Annotated in this window: 11 protein-coding genes and 1 pseudogene; 8 read left to right on the forward strand and 4 right to left on the reverse strand. The window is 72.4% G+C overall.

Translation table 11 applies throughout. The annotated features are described in order from the left end of the window. Nucleotides 1-18 precede the first annotated feature (18 nt). Nucleotides 19-729, reverse strand: a complete 711-nt coding sequence (locus ACN20J_RS08045) for a GntR family transcriptional regulator (protein WP_419665600.1) — start codon at nt 727-729, stop codon at nt 19-21. A gap of 101 nt (nt 730-830) precedes the next feature. Here ACN20J_RS08045 and manD point away from each other — a divergent pair, with 101 nt between their 5' ends. From manD to ACN20J_RS08075, 6 genes are all read left to right on the forward strand, one after another. Beyond that, the gene (gene manD, locus ACN20J_RS08050; protein ID WP_259333790.1) at nt 831-2,039 is read left to right on the forward strand and encodes a D-mannonate dehydratase ManD; all 1,209 of its coding nucleotides are present in this window, start codon (nt 831-833) and stop codon (nt 2,037-2,039) included. Further along, nucleotides 2,036-3,481, forward strand: coding sequence for a mannitol dehydrogenase family protein (locus tag ACN20J_RS08055; RefSeq protein ID WP_419665601.1), 1,446 nt, complete (start codon nt 2,036-2,038; stop codon nt 3,479-3,481). The genes manD and ACN20J_RS08055 overlap by 4 nt, the downstream gene beginning before the upstream one ends. 54 nt (nt 3,482-3,535) lie before the next feature. Continuing rightward, nucleotides 3,536-4,930, forward strand: coding sequence for an MFS transporter (locus tag ACN20J_RS08060; protein ID WP_189842270.1), 1,395 nt, complete (start codon nt 3,536-3,538; stop codon nt 4,928-4,930). Continuing rightward, entirely contained in the window at nt 4,927-6,006 is a 1,080-nt protein-coding gene (locus ACN20J_RS08065) for an L-idonate 5-dehydrogenase (protein ID WP_419665602.1), read from the forward strand. Before ACN20J_RS08060 ends, ACN20J_RS08065 begins: the two co-directional genes overlap by 4 nt. 101 nt (nt 6,007-6,107) lie before the next feature. Next, nucleotides 6,108-7,121, forward strand: a complete 1,014-nt coding sequence (locus tag ACN20J_RS08070; RefSeq protein ID WP_419665603.1) for a sugar kinase — start codon at nt 6,108-6,110, stop codon at nt 7,119-7,121. A gap of 93 nt (nt 7,122-7,214) precedes the next feature. Next, nucleotides 7,215-7,838 (forward strand): bifunctional 4-hydroxy-2-oxoglutarate aldolase/2-dehydro-3-deoxy-phosphogluconate aldolase, encoded by a 624-nt coding sequence (locus tag ACN20J_RS08075; RefSeq protein WP_326761577.1) that lies wholly within the window; start codon nt 7,215-7,217, stop codon nt 7,836-7,838. A gap of 25 nt (nt 7,839-7,863) precedes the next feature. On the opposite strand, the gene ACN20J_RS08080 is transcribed toward ACN20J_RS08075, so the two are convergent. Continuing rightward, nucleotides 7,864-9,057, reverse strand: a complete 1,194-nt coding sequence (locus ACN20J_RS08080; protein ID WP_419668851.1) for a cytochrome P450 — start codon at nt 9,055-9,057, stop codon at nt 7,864-7,866. A gap of 214 nt (nt 9,058-9,271) precedes the next feature. Next, a complete protein-coding gene (locus ACN20J_RS08085) occupies nt 9,272-9,739 on the reverse strand; it encodes a peptidoglycan-binding domain-containing protein (protein ID WP_190228769.1) in 468 nt (155 codons plus the stop codon). A 334-nt stretch (nt 9,740-10,073) separates the two neighbouring features. Between ACN20J_RS08085 and ACN20J_RS08090 the strand changes: the two genes are divergently transcribed. Both ACN20J_RS08090 and ACN20J_RS08095 read left to right on the forward strand, forming a co-directional pair. Beyond that, nucleotides 10,074-10,979 (forward strand): peptidoglycan-binding protein, encoded by a 906-nt coding sequence (locus ACN20J_RS08090; protein ID WP_419665604.1) that lies wholly within the window; start codon nt 10,074-10,076, stop codon nt 10,977-10,979. Further along, entirely contained in the window at nt 10,976-11,914 is a 939-nt protein-coding gene (locus ACN20J_RS08095) for a DUF2690 domain-containing protein (protein WP_419665605.1), read from the forward strand. Before ACN20J_RS08090 ends, ACN20J_RS08095 begins: the two co-directional genes overlap by 4 nt. Before the next feature lie 59 nt (nt 11,915-11,973). Here ACN20J_RS08095 and ACN20J_RS08100 read toward each other — a convergent pair. Beyond that, a pseudogene (locus tag ACN20J_RS08100) lies at nt 11,974-18,207 on the reverse strand (acyltransferase domain-containing protein); the annotation flags it as partial. Between the last annotated feature and the right edge of the window lie 12 nt (nt 18,208-18,219).

Raw genomic sequence — 18,219 nt, forward strand, 5'->3', positions numbered from 1 at the left:
GCCCGAGCTACCGGCAGGTCACTCCCAGACGACGACGTTGCGTCGTACGGGCACCGTCGAGGCGTCGGTGGCGAACAGTTCCGGCGAGTGCGCGCGGATGCGTTCGATGTCGCTGAAGACGGCCCGCAGGTGCGTACGCATGGCCGTGCGGGCGAGCGGGACGTTCCCGCCGACGATCGCCTCGAAGATCTCGTGGTGCTGGGCGGCGAAGACGGCCGGGGACACGTTCTCGTGCAGGCCGAGGCGGCGGGCCCGGTCCAGGTGGCCCTTGGCCGCGGCGACGGTGGTCCACACGTTGCCGTGACCGCTCAGGCGCATCAGGCCCTGGTGGAACGCCTCGTCCAGATCGAAGAACTCCTCCAGGTCGAGGTCAGCGCGCCGCTGGCGGTTCAGGTTGCCCCGCAGTTCCTCGACGACGGCGGGGTCGAGGAGCTCGGGAAGATCGTCGAGCGAGGCGAGCTCGACCGCCTCCCGGAGGAACTGCGCGTCGGCGACCTGTGCCGGATCCACCCGCGACACGAACGACCCGATCTTGGGGAAGACCTGCACCAGGCCCTCCTGAGCCAGCAGGATCAGGCTCTCCCGCACGGGCGTGCGGCTGACGCCCAGCGACGCGGCGAGTTCGTTCTCCGACAGGGCCGCGCCCGGGGGAAGTTCGAGGGTCAGGACCAACTGACGCAATTTCAGATAGATATCGCGCCGACTCGTCCGCCCGTTCGTTTGAGCCATGTGCACATCGTACGTAGGGCGGCGCCACAAGTATTGCCATGCTGCGCGACAGATGCTTGTATACAAGTACTTCGCGACCAGGAAGTAGCCAAGGAGTACCTGTGAGCAAGATCGAACGCGTCGAGGTGTTCGTCGCCTCCCCCGGCCGGACCTTCGTCACGCTGCGTATCACCACCACGGACGGGGTGACCGGGCTCGGTGACGCGACGCTCAACGGTCGTGAGCTGTCCGTGGCGAGCTATCTGCGCGACCACGTGGTTCCCCTGCTGATCGGCAAGGACCCGGCCCGTATCGAGGACATGTGGCAGTACCTCTACAAGGGTGCGTACTGGCGGCGCGGGCCGGTCACCATGACCGCGATCGCCGCCGTCGACACCGCCCTGTGGGACATCAAGGGCAAGACGGCCGGGCTGCCCGTCTACCAGCTCCTCGGCGGCCGGTCCCGCGACGGCGTGCTGGTCTACTCGCACGCCAGCGGCACCGACACGCCCTCGCTGCTGGACGACGTCGAGCGCTACCTGGAGCTGGGCTACAAGGCCGTACGGGCGCAGGCCGCCGTGCCCGAGGTCGGCGGCACGTACGGAGTGCGCAAGGGCAAGGTCTACGAGCCGGCCGCGACCGAGCTGCCGGACGAGCAGCCCTGGGACACCGAGGCCTATCTCGGCTTCGCGCCCACCTATCTGGAGGCGGTGCGGGAACGCTTCGGCTTCGGCTTCCACCTGCTGCACGACGTGCACCACCGGCTCACCCCGATCGAGGCGGCCCGGTTCGGCAAGAGCGTCGAGGGCTGCCGGCTGTTCTGGATGGAGGACCCGACCCCGGCCGAGAACCAGGAGTCGTTCCGGCTGATCCGGCAGCACACCACGACGCCGATCGCGGTCGGCGAGGTGATGAACTCGATCTGGGACGTCCAGCACCTGATCACCGAGCAGCTCATCGACTACGTACGCACCACCGTCGTCCACGCCGGCGGGATCACACATCTGCGGCGGATCTTCGACCTCGCCGCGCTCTACCAGGTGCGGACCGGCTCCCACGGGGCGACCGACCTCTCCCCCGTCAGCATGGCTGCCGCCGTGCACGTCGACATCAGCGTGCCGAACTTCGGCATCCAGGAGCACATGGGCCACCCCGACGAGACCGCCGAGGTGTTCCGTACGGGGGTGACCTTCGCCGACGGCATGCTGCACCCCTCCGAGGAGCCGGGCCTCGGCGTCGAGTACGACGAGAAGGCCGCCGAGCGGTTCCCCTACCAGCGGCGCTACCTCCCGGTCGCCCGCCGTCTCGACGGGTCGGTGCACGACTGGTGAGCGCCGACGACCTGTTGAACCGGGAGGCCCTCCTCCGGCTCGCGCCCGAGCAACGGCCCGCCGTCGATCCGGCCGAACTGCGCACCCATATCGTCCACTTCGGGCTCGGCGCCTTCCACCGGGCGCACCAGGCCGTGTTCACCGAGCAGGCCGCCGCGCGCTCCGGCGAGCCCTGGGGCATCACCGCGGTCGCGCCCCGGTCGGCCGCGACCGTACGCGCCCTGCGGGACCAGGACTGTCTGTACTCGCTCACCGAACGCCGTCCGGAAGGGCACCGCACGCGTGTCGTGGGCTCGGTCGTCGGCGCGCTGGCCATGGGCCCCGACGCCAAGACCGTCGACGCCCTCCTCGCCGACCCCGAGGTGACGGTGGTGACGCTGACCGTGACGGAGAAGGGCTATCACCGTTCCCCGTCGACCGGTGGGCTGGACACCGCGGCCGGGCCCGTCGCCGCCGACCTCGCGGCAGCGGCCGACGGGCCTCTCACCACGGTGGTCGGACGGCTGGCCGCCGGGCTGGCCGCGCGGATGCGGGCGGGCGCGCCCCCGGTCAATGTCGTGTCCTGCGACAACATGGCGGACAACGGTGCCGCGCTGAGCCGTGTGATCCACGACTACATCCGTGCGTCGGCCTGGCCGGACCGCACGGAGATTCTGGACCGGCTGGCCGAGGCCGTCGCCTTTCCCGCGACGGTCGTGGACCGGATCGTGCCCGCGACGAGCGAGGCCGACCGGGCGGCGGCCGAAGCGGCGCTCGGGGTACGCGACGCCCTCCCCGTGACGGGCGAGCCGTACCGGCAGTGGGTGCTGGAGGACTCCTTCGGCGCGCCCCGGCCGCCCTGGGAGCTCGACGGCGCCCTGTTCGTCCCGGACGTCGCGCCCTACCAGCTCACCAAGCTGCGGCTGCTCAACGGCTCCCACTCCGCCCTGGCCTACCTCGGCACCGCCGCGGGGCTCACCACGATCGCCGAGACCATGGCGGCGGACTGGGGCGAGCGCCTCGTGCGGGCGCTGTGCGCGGAGGTAGCCCCGACCCTCCCGGCCGACGGCCCCGATCCGGTCGCGTACGCCGACGATCTCGTCGTACGTTTCCGCAATCCCGCCATGCGTCACCTGCTGCGGCAGATCGGCTCCGACGGATCACTGAAGATCACGGAGCGCTGGCTGCCGGCCCTGCGCGAACTGCGGGCCCGCGGCGCGAGCACCTCCGTCCTCGAACTCGCCCTCGCAGCCTGGGCGGACAGCACCCGACGGGCCGACGCGCCCACCGATCCGGCCGCCGAGGCACTCACCGCCTGTTGGGGGCCGTCGGCCCGGCCCACCGAGGCCGTACGCGCACTGCTGCGCGTGCTCGGTGCGGCGGACCTGGCGGACGACGCGGCGCTCGTCGCCGCGGTCGCGGACCGGCTCCCCGCGCTGCGGGCCGGCCGCGTCGAGATCTGATCCCCCGTCCCTCCCCACAGCCTCCCTCCCCGTCCCCGAACAATGGAGTTCACGATGAAGGACAGCGTCATAGCCGCTCAGCAGACGCCATCCGCTCAGCGCAGCACCCGCGATCTGACCCGGGCAGCCGTCTCGGGCTGGCTCGGCACGGCCATGGAGTTCATGGACTTCCAGCTCTACTCGCTGGCCGCAGCGATCGTCTTCAACAAGATCTTCTTCCCGGACGTCAGCCCGGCCATCGGGCTCATCGCCGCGATGGCCACCTACGGCGTCGGGTACGTGGCCCGGCTCGCCGGCGCCGTCTACTTCGGGCGGATGGGCGACCGGATCGGCCGCAAGAAGGTCCTGTTCCTCACCATCCTGCTGATGGGCGCCTCCACCACTCTGATCGGCGCCCTGCCCACCTACGCCACCATCGGCATCCTCGCGCCGATCATGCTCGTCGTGCTGCGCCTGGTGCAGGGCTTCGGCGCGGGTGCCGAGATCGCCGGGGCGACCGTGATGCTGGCCGAGTACGCGCCCGTGAAGAAGCGCGGCCTGATCTCCTCGCTGGTGTCGCTCGGCACGAACTCCGGGACGCTCGCCGCCTCCGGTCTGTGGGCCATCCTGCTCGCCGTGCTCAGCGAGGACCAGCTGCTCTCCTGGGGCTGGAGGTTGCCCTTCCTGCTGAGCTTCGGGTTGATGATCTTCGCGGTCTGGATTCGCCGCAGTCTCAAGGAGAGCCCGGTCTTCGAGGAGCGCCCCGACGTGGTCGACGGTGTGGCGCTGGCCCGTGACGAGGTCGAGTCCGCGATCGCCACGGCGGACGAGCACAAGGGCAGCGTCCTGGCGGCGGGCATCCGCCAGCGCAAGGGCAAGGCGTTCTTCCTCGCGCTGGGGCTGCGCTTCGGCCAGGCGGGCAACTCCGGGCTGATGCAGACGTTCCTGGTCGGCTACATCGCCACCAACCTGGCGGTCGGCCGGTCCGTCCCGACGGACGCGATCGTGTACGGCTCGCTGCTGGGCTTCGCCACCGTGCCGGTGATCGGCCTGCTCGGCGACCGCTTCGGACGGCGCCCGGTCTACCTCGCGCTCTCAGCTCTGACCGTCGTCCTCGCGTTCCCGGTGATGCTCCTCATCACCTCCGGGTCCACCCCGGGCATCATGCTCGGCATGGTCCTCGGCCTGAACGTCGGCGTCCTCGGGCTGTTCTCGCTCGAAAGCGTCACGATGGCCGAACTCTTCGGCTCCCGCACCCGGTTCACCCAGCTCGCGCTCGCCAAGGAGATCGGCGGCATCCTCGCCACCGCGATAGGGCCGGTCCTCGCGGCCACGCTCACGGCCGTCACCGGCAGTTGGTGGCCCATCGCGGCCATGCTCGTCGTCTACTCGCTCATCACCTTCGTCAGCGCGTTCCTCGCGCCCGAGACACGCGGACGCGATCTGGTCCGGCTGGAGGACGCCGTATGAGGGCGGTTGTGGTGCACGGTCCCGGCGACGTACGCGTCGACGAGCGGGCCCGGCCGGTACCGGGCACGGGCGAGGTGCTGCTGGCCCTGGAGTGGGGCGGGATCTGCGGATCCGACATCGCGTACTGGAAGAAGGGGGCGTCCGGCACCGCCGCGCTCGCCCATCCGCTGGTGCTCGGGCACGAGTTCGCGGGCCGGGTCGCCGCGCTCGGCAACGGAGTCACCGGTCTCCGGGAAGGGCAGCCGGTCACCGTGCACCCGGCCCAACTCGTCGGCGACGGCGTCCTTCCCGAGCGGATCGCCGGCCGGACCAACCTCTACCCGCGCGTCCGCTACTTCGGCTCGGCGGCCTTCGACCCGCACACCGACGGCGGGTTCAGCGAGTACAGGGCGGTTCCCGCGACCCAGATCCGGCCGCTGCCGGACGGCGTCGGCACCGAACAGGGCGCCCTCGCCGAGCCGTTGGCCGTCGCCCTGCACGCCGTCGGCCGGGCCCCCGAACTGCGCGGCCGTACGGTCCTGGTCAACGGCTGCGGACCGATCGGCTCCCTGGTCGTCGCCGCCGCGCGCTACCGCGGAGCGGGCCGGGTCGTCGCCGCCGATCTGGCCTCGTCGTCCCTCGCCGTCGCCCGCGCCATGGGCGCCGACGAGACGTGCGACCTGTCCGCCGGCGACAAGCTGCCCCAGGACGTGGACGTGGTCTTCGAGGCGTCCGGCGCCCCGGCCGCGCTCGGTCCCGTGCTGCGGGCCACGGCACGCGGAGGCACCCTCGTCCAGGTGGGCAACCTGCCCGGTACGGCGGTGGCCGCCGCGCTCGGCGACCTGGTGACCCGCGAGATCACCTGGATCGGCTCGTACCGCTTCGTCGAGGAGATCGACGAGGCGCTGCTCGCACTCCGGGACGGCCTGGACGTGACCCCGCTGATCACCCACCGCTTCCCGCTGGAACGGGCCGAGGAGGCGCTCGCCGTGGCCGCGGATCCGGGGAGCGGGAGCAGCAAGGTGATGTTGCGGCTCGGGGCAGATACGCCCGATACGCCTGACGTCACCGCAGCCGCCGCAGCCGCGGGGTTGTGACGCGGCGGGTCCTTGTGCCCGGGCCCGCCCGCCACGCCGCCACGTCATTGAGTCCGCACTCCCGCCCCGCCCCGCCCCGTCCCGTACGCCAGGAGAATCCCGTGTCTTTGCCGTCCACTCCCCACGTCGCCGACAGCCAGGAGCCGGTGGCCGATGTCGTGTGCGTCGGCGAGACGATGGCGGTGCTCAGCCCGCCGGACGCCCGGCCGTTCGCCGAGCAGGCGGTGCTCAGCATGGCCATCGGCGGTGCCGAGTCCAACGTCGCCTGCGGACTGGCCGGTCTCGGGCACCGCGCCGCCTGGCTGAGCCGACTCGGTGACGATCCGTTCGCCCGTCGCATCCTGGCCGAACTCACCGCGCGGGGCGTGGACGTGAGCGCCGTGGAGACCGACCCGGAGCGGCCGACCGGCGTCTACTTCAAGGACCCGGGCCCGGACCGCACCCGTACGCACTACTACCGCGGCGGATCGGCCGCGTCCCGGATGGGGCCGGAGCTGGCCCGGCTGCCCGTACTCCGCCAGGCCCGGATCGTGCATCTGTCGGGCGTGGCCGCGGCCGTCTCCGACAGCTGCGCCCGTCTGCTGGAGGCGCTGCTGCTCGGCCGGGAGGACCGCGCCGGGCGCGGTCCGGTCGTCTCCTTCGACGTCAACCACCGTCCCGCGCTCTGGCGCGACCGCGGTACGGACGCCGCGCGGAGTCTGCTGGCGCTCGCCCGCGCCGCGGACATCGTGTTCGTGGGACGGGACGAGGCCGAGGAGTTGTGGGGCACCGCCCTTCCGGACGACATCGCGGCCCTGCTCGCTCCCGCGCCCGTCGTGGTCGTGAAGGACGCCGAGCACGGAGCGACCTCGTACGCCGACGGGGTACGGATGTTCGTGCCCTCGCTGCCCACCAAGGTCGTCGAACCGGTGGGCGCGGGCGACGCGTTCGCGGCCGGCTACCTCGCCGGCGTCCTGGAGGACCGCGACGAACGGTCACGGCTGCGCCTCGGCCATCTGGCTGCCGCCGCCGCGCTGCGGACCAGGGACGACGTGCCCGTCATGCCGACGCGCGCGGAGACCGACCGCTGCCTCGCCCTGGACGACGACGCGTGGGCCGCCCCGGCACCTCGCTGAGGATGCTGAGGAAACCGCCGTGCAACACCCCGAGCCGGGCCCCATCACGCCAGGCCCCACGCCTCGGTCCCCATCGAAGGAGAACTCCCGCCCATGACCGCCGACTTCCTCTCCCAGCTGTCGAAGGACCGCGTGATCGCCGTCGTCCGTGCACCGGAGATACCCGACGCGGCGGCGCTGTGCGCGGCCCTGCGCGCCGGTGGCATCCGCTGGATCGAGTTCACCCGCACCACGCCCGGACTCGCCGCGCATCTGCGACGGGCGGTGGCCGACGACGGGGACGGCATCGGCGCGGGCACGGTGATGACCGGCGAGCAGGCCGAGGAACTGATCGACGCGGGGGCCAGGTACCTCGTCACCCCCGGCTGCCGCCCGGAGGTGGCGAAGGCGGCGTCGGCGGCCGGAGTGCCGGTCGTGCTCGGCGCCCTCTCCCCGACGGAGGTCGGTCTGGCGCTAGACCTCGGCGCCGACGCGGTGAAGATCTTCCCCGCGCGCGCCTTCGGCCCCGGCTACCTCCGGGATCTGGCCGGCCCGTTCCCGGACGTACCGCTGGTGGCCTCGGGGGGCGTGAACGAGGACAACGCGGCTGCCTTCCTCGCCGCCGGGGCGCGTGCGGTGTGCGCTGGCTCGAACGTCGTACCGCCCTCCCTGGTGGCCGCCGGGGACTGGCCGGAGATCACCCGACGGGCCCGCGCCTTCACGGACTCCTGCCGATGACGGTCGGGGGCAGTCGGGGGCAGCGTCAGGCGGGCCTGTCCCTGTCCCTGTCCCTGTCCCACAGCACATGCAGGGTGAGCGGCTTGCGGAAGACCAGACCGTACGGAGCGGTGGGGTGCTCGGGGTCGAGGCGCAGGGCGGGGAGGCGTTCGAGCAGCCGCTGGAGCGCGATCCGGGTCTCCAGGCGGGCGAGGTGTGCGGCGAGGCAGTAGTGCGGGCCGTGGGCGAAGGCCAGTTGGAGGCGTGCGTTCTCGCGGCGGACGTCGAAGCGGTCGGGGTCGGGGAAGACGGCCGGGTCGCGGTTGGCGCCCGTCAGGGAGACGGTGACCAGGTCGCCCTTGCGTATCGTGGCCGGGCCGAGGACGGTGTCACACGTGGCGTAGCGGTCCACGACCGCCGCCCCGGGTTCGAGGCGCAGCGATTCCTCGATCGCGCCGTCCAGCACGTCGAAGTCGGCCCGGACCAGGGCGAGTTGGTCGGGGTGGCGCAGCAGATGCAGCAGCGCGTTGGTGATCATCCCCTCGGTGGTCTCGATGCCCCCGAACATCAGGACCGCGGCGTTGGACGCCACTTCGGGCACCGTCAGCCGTCCGGCTGCGGAGACGAGGAGCGACGACGTGCTCCGGTCGGCGACGGTGGCTTCCACGGCGGCCCGTAGTTGCGCGTACGCCGCGGCGCCGGCGGGCGCCGCCTCATGGCCGGCGGTGATGTCGGAGACCGACCGCACGATGGTGTCGTACCAGGAGAGCACTGTCTCCGCGTCCGTGCCCACCAGCCCGAGCGCCTCGGTCACGACGGCGACCGCGAGGGGACCGGCGAAGGCGCGTCGCAGGTCGACGGCACCGGCCGGTTCCAGTTCGGTGATGAGCCGCCCGGTCTCCCGCTCGATGAACGAGGCGAAGCCGTCACGGACCTCGCGCGGGCGGAAGGGCTGGTTGAAGGGCTCGCGGTGGCGGGTGTGCTCGTCGCCGTCCAGCGACAGCATGCTCGGCCCGACGACCTGCGCGGTGGAGAACCGGGGGTCGTCCACGGTGAAGGTCGCCGCGTCCCGCATGACGCTCAGCGCCAGGTCGCGCCGGGTCACCAGCCAGCCGTCCAGCTCGGGCAGCCACGACACGGGCTCCCGCTCACGGAGCTGGGCCAGTCGCGCGTGCGGGTCCCGGGCGAGTTCGGCGAGCGTGGTCGCGGCACCGAGCGGGAAGGAGTCGACGACGCTCATCGCGTACTCCGGCATCGCGTACTCCGGCCGAGTGCAGGGAAACCGATCATAGCCAAGGCTAACCGCTGAACACGGGGGCCCGGATCCGCCCCCGCACACCGAAGCGGCCTGTCCCCTCCCCCGTGAGAGGACAGACCGCGGTTCCTCACCTCAAAGGCCGACGATCCGACTCGGCGTCAGCTTTGGTGTCAGCTTTGGTGTCAGTGCTTCGGCGTCAGCAGGGGAAGAAGACGCTGTTGTCGTTGGCGAGCCGCTTGAACGCGGCCTGGGTCCCCGACCCGGCGATCCCGTCGATGGCGCCCGTGTAGCCCCAGTTGAAGGCCAGCTTGCGCTGCAGTGCCTTGATCGTGTTGGGGCCGACGATGCCGTCGATGGCACCGGTGTAGCCCCAGTACTCCTTGAGCCAGCGCTGGTACGCCTTCCAGCTGTTGGTGCCCAGCAGTCCGTCGATGGCGCCGGTGTAGCTCGCCGGAGCGTTCCGCAGGAAGCACTGCATGTTCTTGGCCTGCTGGGTGCTCAGGCCGAGGTTGTTCGTCGCAAGGATGGTGACGTCCTGGGCGCTCACCGCCGGCTTCGCGGCCGGTGCGGAGTCCGCGAAGGCGGCGCCCGAGCCCGCCAGGCCCCCCGCGGCGATCCCGACGGCGGCGGTGACACTGACGATCGTCCTCGTCAGAGCTCGCATACTTTCCCCTCCGATGCTTCGGTTCCCTCTGTGCCCTCTGTGGGCGGGGCCGACCGTCTGGTCGGCTCGGCAATCAGACTGTGTGGCAGGCGGTGTGCCGCGCCACGGCCGCCGGGAAAGTGACGTCATCGCGGGACGTCCCACTCGCTGACCTGCGACGACCTCACTCGCCCGGACGATCCCGCGGGACGGTCCCGGCCGGGCCGCCGTGGCGGACGGTGGCCGATTCGGTACGGGGCGGAACCGGTGTATGGGGCACATCGTGAAAGCTGATGCAGAATGCGCGGGAAAATCGGACCGCTGACCTCGGTCCGCGAACGCGAGTGGGGGGAACATGTCGCGTTGGAAAGCGCTGCCCGGAGAACTGGATCCGCGTGTACGGCAGTTGGTGGTTCGTCTACGCCGGCTCAAGGACCACAGCGGCCTGAGTCTGCGGCAGTTGGCGGCTAAGACGGGGTACAGCACGTCTTCGTGGGAGCGGTACCTGGGCGGGCGTTCGCTACCGCCACGGGAGGCCGTCGAGGCGATGGCCCGGATCGGCGGTGACGATCCGACCCGGCTGCTCGCACTGCACGAGGTCGCCGCCGAGGCCTGGGGAGAGGGACGCGCGGGCACGTCGGCACCGGACGGACCGAATGCACCAGAAGTGCCGGAGGCATCCGAAATAACTGGCACGGCTGATGCGGCTGGGACGGCCGGTGCGGCTCACACGGTTGAAGTCGCTGGGGCGCTTCAGGCGGCCGGAGCCGATGACACTGGGCCGTACAACCTGTCGGCCCCGAACGAGGAGACACGGCACGGGCGTTCGCTGCGCGTGGCGCTGGTGGCGGGGTCCGTGGCGCTGGTGCTGGCCGTCTCCTCGGCGGTCCTGCTGGCCGTACGGCTCTCGGACGGCGACAGCAGGGCGTCGGCGACCCCTCTCGGCTCGGCCACCTCGTCCGTATCGCCTTCACCGTCGCCGTCGGGCCCGCGTACGTACGCCTGCGAGGTGGAGCGGATCGACGGCCGCTGGTACGCGGGCAACAGCCGGACCCGGGACGCCGTCCTGGCGGAGGGCCTCGCCGGTCCGGAGGTGGCCGAGGCACAGTGTCTGCTGCGCAGGGCGGGTTTCGCGCCGGGGGTCGTGGACGGGATCTTCGGTCCGCACACCAAGAGCGCGGTCGAGCAGTTGCAGAAGCGGGCGGGCCTCGTCGTGGACGGCATCATCGGCCGGCACACCTGGGGAGCGCTACGGCGATGACGCGCCCGACGCCGTCGCCCGAACGGGCACGACTGGCGGCAGCGCTGCGGGACCTGCGGGCACGCACGGGCCTGAGCATGGTGGGCCTGGCGAAACGGACCGCGTTCAGCAAGTCGTCCTGGGAGCGCTATCTCAACGGCAAGAGCGTGCCGCCGCGCGACGCGGTGCGGGAACTGTGCCGGCTCGCCTCCGAACCGGAGGGGCGGTGTCTGGCGCTGTGGGAGATCGCGGAGTCGGAGTGGAGCGGGCGCGCGGCACCGGCCCCGGCACCAGCACCAGCACCAGCACCAGCACCAGCACGGCGTACGGATACGGTCGCGGAGGCGCCGTCGGCAGCTCCGGGACCGGTGGTCCCGCCCGAGGCGTCCGCTCCGGCTTCGCGGGACGACACGCGCGCCGGGCACAGGGGTGCGGCCGTGGCGGTGCTCGCGTCGGTGTGTGCCGTGGTCGTCGGTGGTGTGGCGATCACTCTCTTCCTCGTCCTGGGCCAGGACGCGCCACGCTCGTCCTCCTCCGGCGCCCCGTCCCCGTCCGCCACCGGACCTCGTTGCCGGGGAGCCGCGTGCGAGGGCCGGAACCCGATGGACATGAAGTGCGGGGTCGGGCCGCAGACCCTCGCCTCGTACCGCACCGCCTCGGGAGCGATGCTGGAACTGCGCCACAGCCGGACGTGCGGGACCAGTTGGGCCCGGATGTGGGGAACGCGGATCGGCGACCGGCTGGAGGTGACCGCGGACGGCCGCCCACGTTCCGCCGGGGTCGAGATCGCGGACGAGGCCGACGCGGCGGCGTACGTCTACACCCCGATGACCACCACCCGCTCCGGCACTGTCGTACGGGCCTGCTTCCGTCCGGCGCCGGACGGCCAGCCGGACCGCGAGTCGGGCGGCAGGTCGGACGGCAGGGAGGAGTGCTTCGAGGGCCGTGTCCGCTGAGCGGCCGGCCGCACGTCCCGATATCCGGCCGATATCCGGTCGCATGGCCTCCTGGCCGGTCAGTGGAGGGATGTCAGCCAGGCCGTGATGGCTTCGGCAGCCTGCGGGGCCTGTTCCTCGATCAGGGTGAGGTGGCTGCCGTCGACCTCGGAGACGGTGTGGGCGGTGTCCCAGGAGGCGTGCCAGTCCGCGGTGGCCGCTGTCTCCGCGTGTCCGGCCCATTCCCTGGGCCGGACGAACAGCACAGGGGCCGCGATGTCCTCGACCTGGTGTCCTTCCATCAGCCCGCCGTACCACATCAGCGCCGACAGGCGGGCACTGCTGAACGGCCCGAAGACCGCTTCCCGTTCGAAGACGCCCGCGAGCATCTGGTTGCGCAGGTCGGCCATGCCCTCGGTGTCCGGGTGGTAGGTGTCGAGGAGCACGACCGCCGAGGGCCCGGTGCCGCTGTCCTCCAGGTGGCGCGCCACGGCGTGGGCGAAGAGGCCGCCCGCCGAGTAGCCGGCCAGGGCGAAGGGCTCATCGGCAGCCGCCAGTCGGATCTGTGCCGCGCAGCCCTCGACCACGGTGGCGAACGATGCCGGCAGGCTCTCCGTCTCGGCGTATCCCGGCAACGGCACCGCCGTGACGTCCAGGATCCCGTTCAGGTTCGCGGCCAGCCGCGCGAACTGGTGGGCGCCCCCGACTCCTGGTGAAGGGAAGCAGAACAGGCCGGGCATCCGCGGGCCTTCCGCCAGCTTCACCAGTGGTGGCAGGGTCTCCGGCTCGACCGGTGAGGTGTGGGTCGGCCGTAGCGCGGCCACCGCCTGGAGCAGCGCGACGCCCTGGTCCAACCGCCCGCTCCGGAACGCCTCCCGGAACATCGCGGCCGGCGAGTCGAGCGACGGCTCGCCGGCTCCCCCGTCGGTGGCCGTGATGGTCGAGCGGTTGTCCAGTTCGGCCAGCAGCCGGGTGGTGAGCGCCCGTGGGCTGGGGTGTTCGAAGACGGCGGTGGCCGGGATGGTGAGGCCGATGTCCGGCTTGAGGCGGTTGCGCAGCCCGAGCGCCGCCACGGAGTCGAACCCCATCTCCAGGAAGGCCCGGTCGGGGTCCACGGCCTCCGGCCCCGGGTGTCCCAGGATGGCGGCGGCGTGGGCGCGGACGAGTTCCAGGACGCGCTGCCGACGTTCGTCCTCGGGAAGCGCGGACAACTGGTCGGCCCGCCCTGGACCGTCGCTCATCGGCCCGCCGACGGCTGCCGTCCGCCGCGCGGGCGGCCGGGCCAGCGCCCGCAGCATGGGCGGCACGCCCTCCGCCCGGCTGCCGACGGCCACCGGATCCCAGTGCGCCGCCACCACGACCGGCAGGGCAGTACGGATGGCCGCGTCCAGCAGGGCCGGCCCCTCGGCGCCGGTCAGTACCCGCATTCCCTGTCGGCCGTAACCCGCCGCGTCCGCCGCCGCGTTGCTCTCGTCCCACTCCCCCCGGACCAGGCACTGGGCGGGCAGTCCCTCGGCGGTCCGGTGCTCGGCCAGCGCGGAGAGGAAGAGACCGGCCGCCGCCGCACTGCCCCGGCCGGGCCCGTCCACCACGGCGGCGGAACCGGAGAACAGCACGAAGGCGGTCAGCGGCAGCTCACGAGTCAGCTCGTGCAGGTGCCAGGCCGTGTCCACGTGGGTCCGCAGCGCGTCCTCGATCTGCTCGGCGCTCAACGCGCCGATCAGATCGCCCTCCGTGCCGCCCACTGCGTGGACGACCCCGGTCAGCGGGTGGTCGTCGCCGACGGTGGCCAGCAGCGCCGCGACCGCCTCCCGGTCGGTGAGATCACACTCCTCGACCCGGACCTCGGCGCCCAGATCGGCCAACTCCCCGGCCAGTGCGACGACTTCTCCGGCCGCCGTACCGTCGTGCCCGGCCAGCAGCAGGTGACGTACGCCGTGCTCTGTCACCAGGTGCCGGGCCAGTAGGGCACCTGGGCCTCCGGCCGCTCCGGCCGCTCCGGCCGCTCCGGCCGCTCCGGCCGCTCCGGCCGCTCCGGCCGCTCCGATGATGAGTACCGTTCCGTCGGCGTTCCAGGGTGTCTCCCCGTCCGGCGCGGCATCCGCCCGTGTCAGGCGCGGCACGCTGATCCGGCCTGCCCGCAGGGCCAGTTGGGTTTCGCCGGAGGCAACGGCCTGGGCGACGGCGGAGGACAGAGCGGCCTCGGACTCCGCACTGTCGTCCAGGTCCGCCAGCAGGTAGCGGCCGGGCAGCTCCGCCTGTGCGGCACGGACCAGGCCCCACACCGCCGAGCCCGCCAAGTCGGTGATCTCCTCGCCCGCCACCGAGACCGCGCCGCGCGTCACGACCACCAAGGGCGAGCTCGAGGGTGGGTCGTCACCGGCTCGGGAGCTCAGCTCGTCGAGTATGCCGAACACCGCCGACCGGACCCGGACAGGCACGTCGGCCCCCTCGGCGACGACCCGGTGCACGGCCGGCTCCTCACCCGTGGCGGCCACGGACGCGCCGGCCATCGGCAGCCACGCCACCTGGAGCAGCGGCCGGCCGCCCTGCGCCCCGAGGGCTCGGATCTGCTCGGCAGTGACCGGGCGGGCGGCCAGCGACTCGACCGTGGCCACCGGGGCCCCGGTGGCGTCGGCCGCGGTCAGCCGCAGACCAGAGCCGGCCGCCGTGACTTTCACCCGCAGCATCGAGGCTCCGGTGGCGTGCAGCCGGACCCCGCTCCAGGCGAAGGGCACGGCGGGTTCCCCGGTCTGTCCGTCCCCGGCGTCCAACAGACTGATCTGCAGGGCCGCGTCGAGCAGGGCGGGGTGGATGCCGAACTCCGCGGCCTCGGCGGCCGACTCCTCGGGCAGCGCGACCTCGCCGAACGTGGCGTCGGCGTGACGCCATACCGCCCGGAGTCCCTGAAAGACCGGCCCGTACTCCAGTCCGCCCGCGCGGAGTTCGGCGTAGAAGTCGCCGAGAGGCAGCGGGTCGGCGCCTTCGGGCGGCCAGGTCTCCAGCCCCGTAGCGCCCGCTGGTCCTGAATCCGAGCCTGCATCCAGGCGGGTCTCCGGACCCGCATCCAGGCCCAGCGTTCCTTCGGCGTGCAGGGTCCAGGTCGCACCGTCCTCGTCCGCCGGGGTCTCGGTCCGCGAGTGGACCCGTACCTCGCGGCGCCCCTCGCCGTCGGGTGCGTCCACTGTCACCTGCACCGCGATGCCACCGCGTTCCGGTACGACCAGCGGCGCGCGCAGGGTCAGTTCATCGACCACTCCGCAGTCGGTCCGGTCCGCCGCGCACATCACCAGTTCCAGGAAACCGGTCGCGGGGAACAGCACGATGTCGTGCAGCCGGTGGTCGGCGAGCCAGGGGTGGCTGTCGAGGGAAAGCCGGCCGGTGAGGACCAGGCCGCCACTGCCACTGCCACTGCCGCTGCCGGGAAGGGCGACGGCCGCGCCGAGCAGCGGGTGTCCGACGGGGAGTTGCCCGAGGCGGGCGGGATCGGCGCCGTACGAGACCGGGGTGTCCAGCCAGTAGCGCCGGTGCTGGAAGGGATAGGTCGGCAGCTCGACGACGCGCGCGGTACCGGGGAAGGACGCCTGCCAGTCCGGGGTGACACCGTGCACGCATGCCTGGCCGAGCGAGAGCAGGAAGTGGTCCAGGCCGCCCTTGTCCCGCTGCAGGGACGAGATCGCCACCGCCGCCGCGCCCGCCTCGTCGGCGTCGTCGAGGGTCTCCTGGAGCCCGACCGTGAGCACCGGATGGGGGCTGATCTCGACGAACACGCCGTGGCCCTGCTCCAGCAGCCCCCGGACCACCGACTCGAACCGCACCGGCTGCCGCAGGTTGGTGTACCAGTACCCGGCGTCCAGGCCCGTGGTGTCCGCCAGCAGCCCGCCGGTGACGGTGGAGTGGAACGGCACGTCACCCTGCCTGGGCGCAATGCCCGCCAGGCGTTCGAGGAGGGTTTCGCGCAGGGCTTCGACCTGAGGTCCGTGCGAGGCGTAGTCGACCGCGATGCGCCGCGACCGCACGTCCTGGTCGTGGCACAGCACCATGAACTCGGCGAGGGCGTCCGGGTCACCGGACACCACCGTGGAGGTCGGGCCGTTGACCGCCGCGATCCCCACCCGGTCCTCCCACTTGGCCAGCAGCCGCTCCACCTCGGCGGCGGAGGCGGCCACCGACACCATGCCGCCCTGACCGGACAGCCGGGGAATGGCCTGGCTGCGCAGCGCCACCACGCGGGCACCGTCCTCCAGCGACAGCGCCCCGGCCACACAGGCGGCGGCGATCTCGCCCTGGGAGTGGCCGACAACGGCGTCCGGCTCGACGCCGTAGGAGCGCCACAGCCCGGCCAGGGCCACCATCACCGCCCACAGGACCGGCTGGATGACGTCCACCCGCTCCAACGCCTCCGGATCACCGAGCACTTCCTCCAGCGACCAGTCGACCCACGGTTCCAGCGCCCGCCCGCACTCGGCGAGTTTCTCCGCGAACACCGGGGACGCGGCGGCCAGTTCCTGGCCCATCCCGACCCACTGCGATCCCTGGCCGGGGAACACGAACACCCGCCTGCCGGCGCGGCCGGCCACACCTGTGACCACGTGTCCGGCCTGTGCGCCGCTGGCGACCGCCGCCAGGCCGCGCAGCAGTTCGGCGCTGTCCTCGCCGATGACCACGGCCCGATGGTCGTGCAGCGCACGGGTGGTGGCCAGGGAGTACCCCACGTCTGCCGGGTCGAGCTCGTGCTCGGTGACGTGCGCGGCGAGCCGGGCGGCCTGCTCCCGCAGGGCCTGCTCGCCGCGGGCGGACAAGACCCAGGGGACGGCCGCCGGAGGGACGCCCCCCGGCCGCTGATCCTGCTCGGTGCCTCCCGGCTGCTGAGCCAGCTCGGCACCTCCCGGCTGCTGATCCTGTCCGGTGTTCCCCGGCCGCTGAGCCGGCTCGGTGTCTCCCGGCTGCTGAGCGCGCTCGGTGTCCCCCGCGTTGCCTGGCCTGGGCGCGGGTGCCTCTTCCAGGATGACGTGGGCGTTGGTGCCGCTGATGCCGAAGGACGAGACGCCGGCCCGGCGCGGGTGGCCGTCGCGCCGCCACTCGCGCGCCTCGGTGAGGAGGTCCACCGACCCGGTCGACCAGTCCACGTGCGAGGAGCGCTCGGTGACGTTCAGGGTCCTGGGCAGCACGCCGTGCCGCATCGCCATGACCATCTTGATCACTCCGGCCACCCCGGCAGCCGCCTGGGTGTGCCCGATGTTGGACTTCAGCGAACCCAGCCACAGCGGCCGGCCCTCGGGCCGCTGCTGCCCGTAGGTGGCCAGCAGCGCCTGGGCCTCGATCGGGTCGCCGAGGGTGGTGCCGGTGCCGTGCGCCTCCACCGCGTCCACCTGGTCGGCGGAGACCCTGGCGTTCGCCAGGGCCTGGCGGATCACCCGTTCCTGCGAAGGGCCGTTGGGGGCGGTCAGACCGTTGGAGGCACCGTCCTGGTTGACCGCCGAGCCCCGCATGACGGCCAGTGTCCGGTGATTGTTGCGCCGGGCGTCCGACAGTCGCTCCAGTACGAGCATGCCCACGCCCTCGGACCAGCCGGTGCCGTCGGCATCGGCGGCGAACGACCGGCACCGGCCGTCCGGTGACAAGGCGCCCTGGCGGCTGAACTCCACGAACATGTCCGGCGTCGACATCACCGCCACACCACCGGCGAGAGCCAGCGTGCACTCCTTCTGCCGCAGTGCCTGGCAGGCCAGGTGCAGACTCACCAGCGAGGACGAGCAGGCGGTGTCCACGGTGACGGACGGCCCCTCCAGGCCGAAGGTGTAGGAGACACGCCCCGAGACGATGCTGCCCGCGGTCGCCCCGGTCGGATAGTCGTGGTACATCATCCCGGCGAAGACGCCGGTCGGGCTGCGCCTCAGCGTGCCCGGCGGGATACCGGCGTGTTCCAACGCCTCCCAGCAGGTCTCCAGCAGCAGCCGCTGCTGCGGGTCCATCCCCTGTGCCTCGCGCGGGCTGATGCCGAAGAAGTCCGGGTCGAACTCCCCTGCCCCGTAAAGGAATCCGCCCTCGCGGACATAGCTGGTCCCGGGTCGGGACAACTGCGGGTCGTAGAGGCGCTCGACGTCCCAGCCGCGGTCGTGCGGGAACTCCGAGATGCCGTCGGCCCCTTCGGCAACAAGCCGCCAGAGTTCGTCCGGCCCCCGCACTCCGCCCGGATAGCGGCAGCCGATGCCCACGATCGCGATCGGTTCGACCGGGTCCGAGGACAGCTTCCTGACCTGCTCCCGCAGCCGTTCTGTCTCCTTCACCGAGGAGCGGAGCGCCGCGAGAAGTTTCTGTTCGTC

Origin of the sequence: Streptomyces sp. 2-1 (assembly GCF_048564895.1) — a bacterium.
In the GTDB taxonomy this organism is placed as follows: Bacteria; Actinomycetota; Actinomycetes; order Streptomycetales; family Streptomycetaceae; genus Streptomyces; species Streptomyces phaeochromogenes.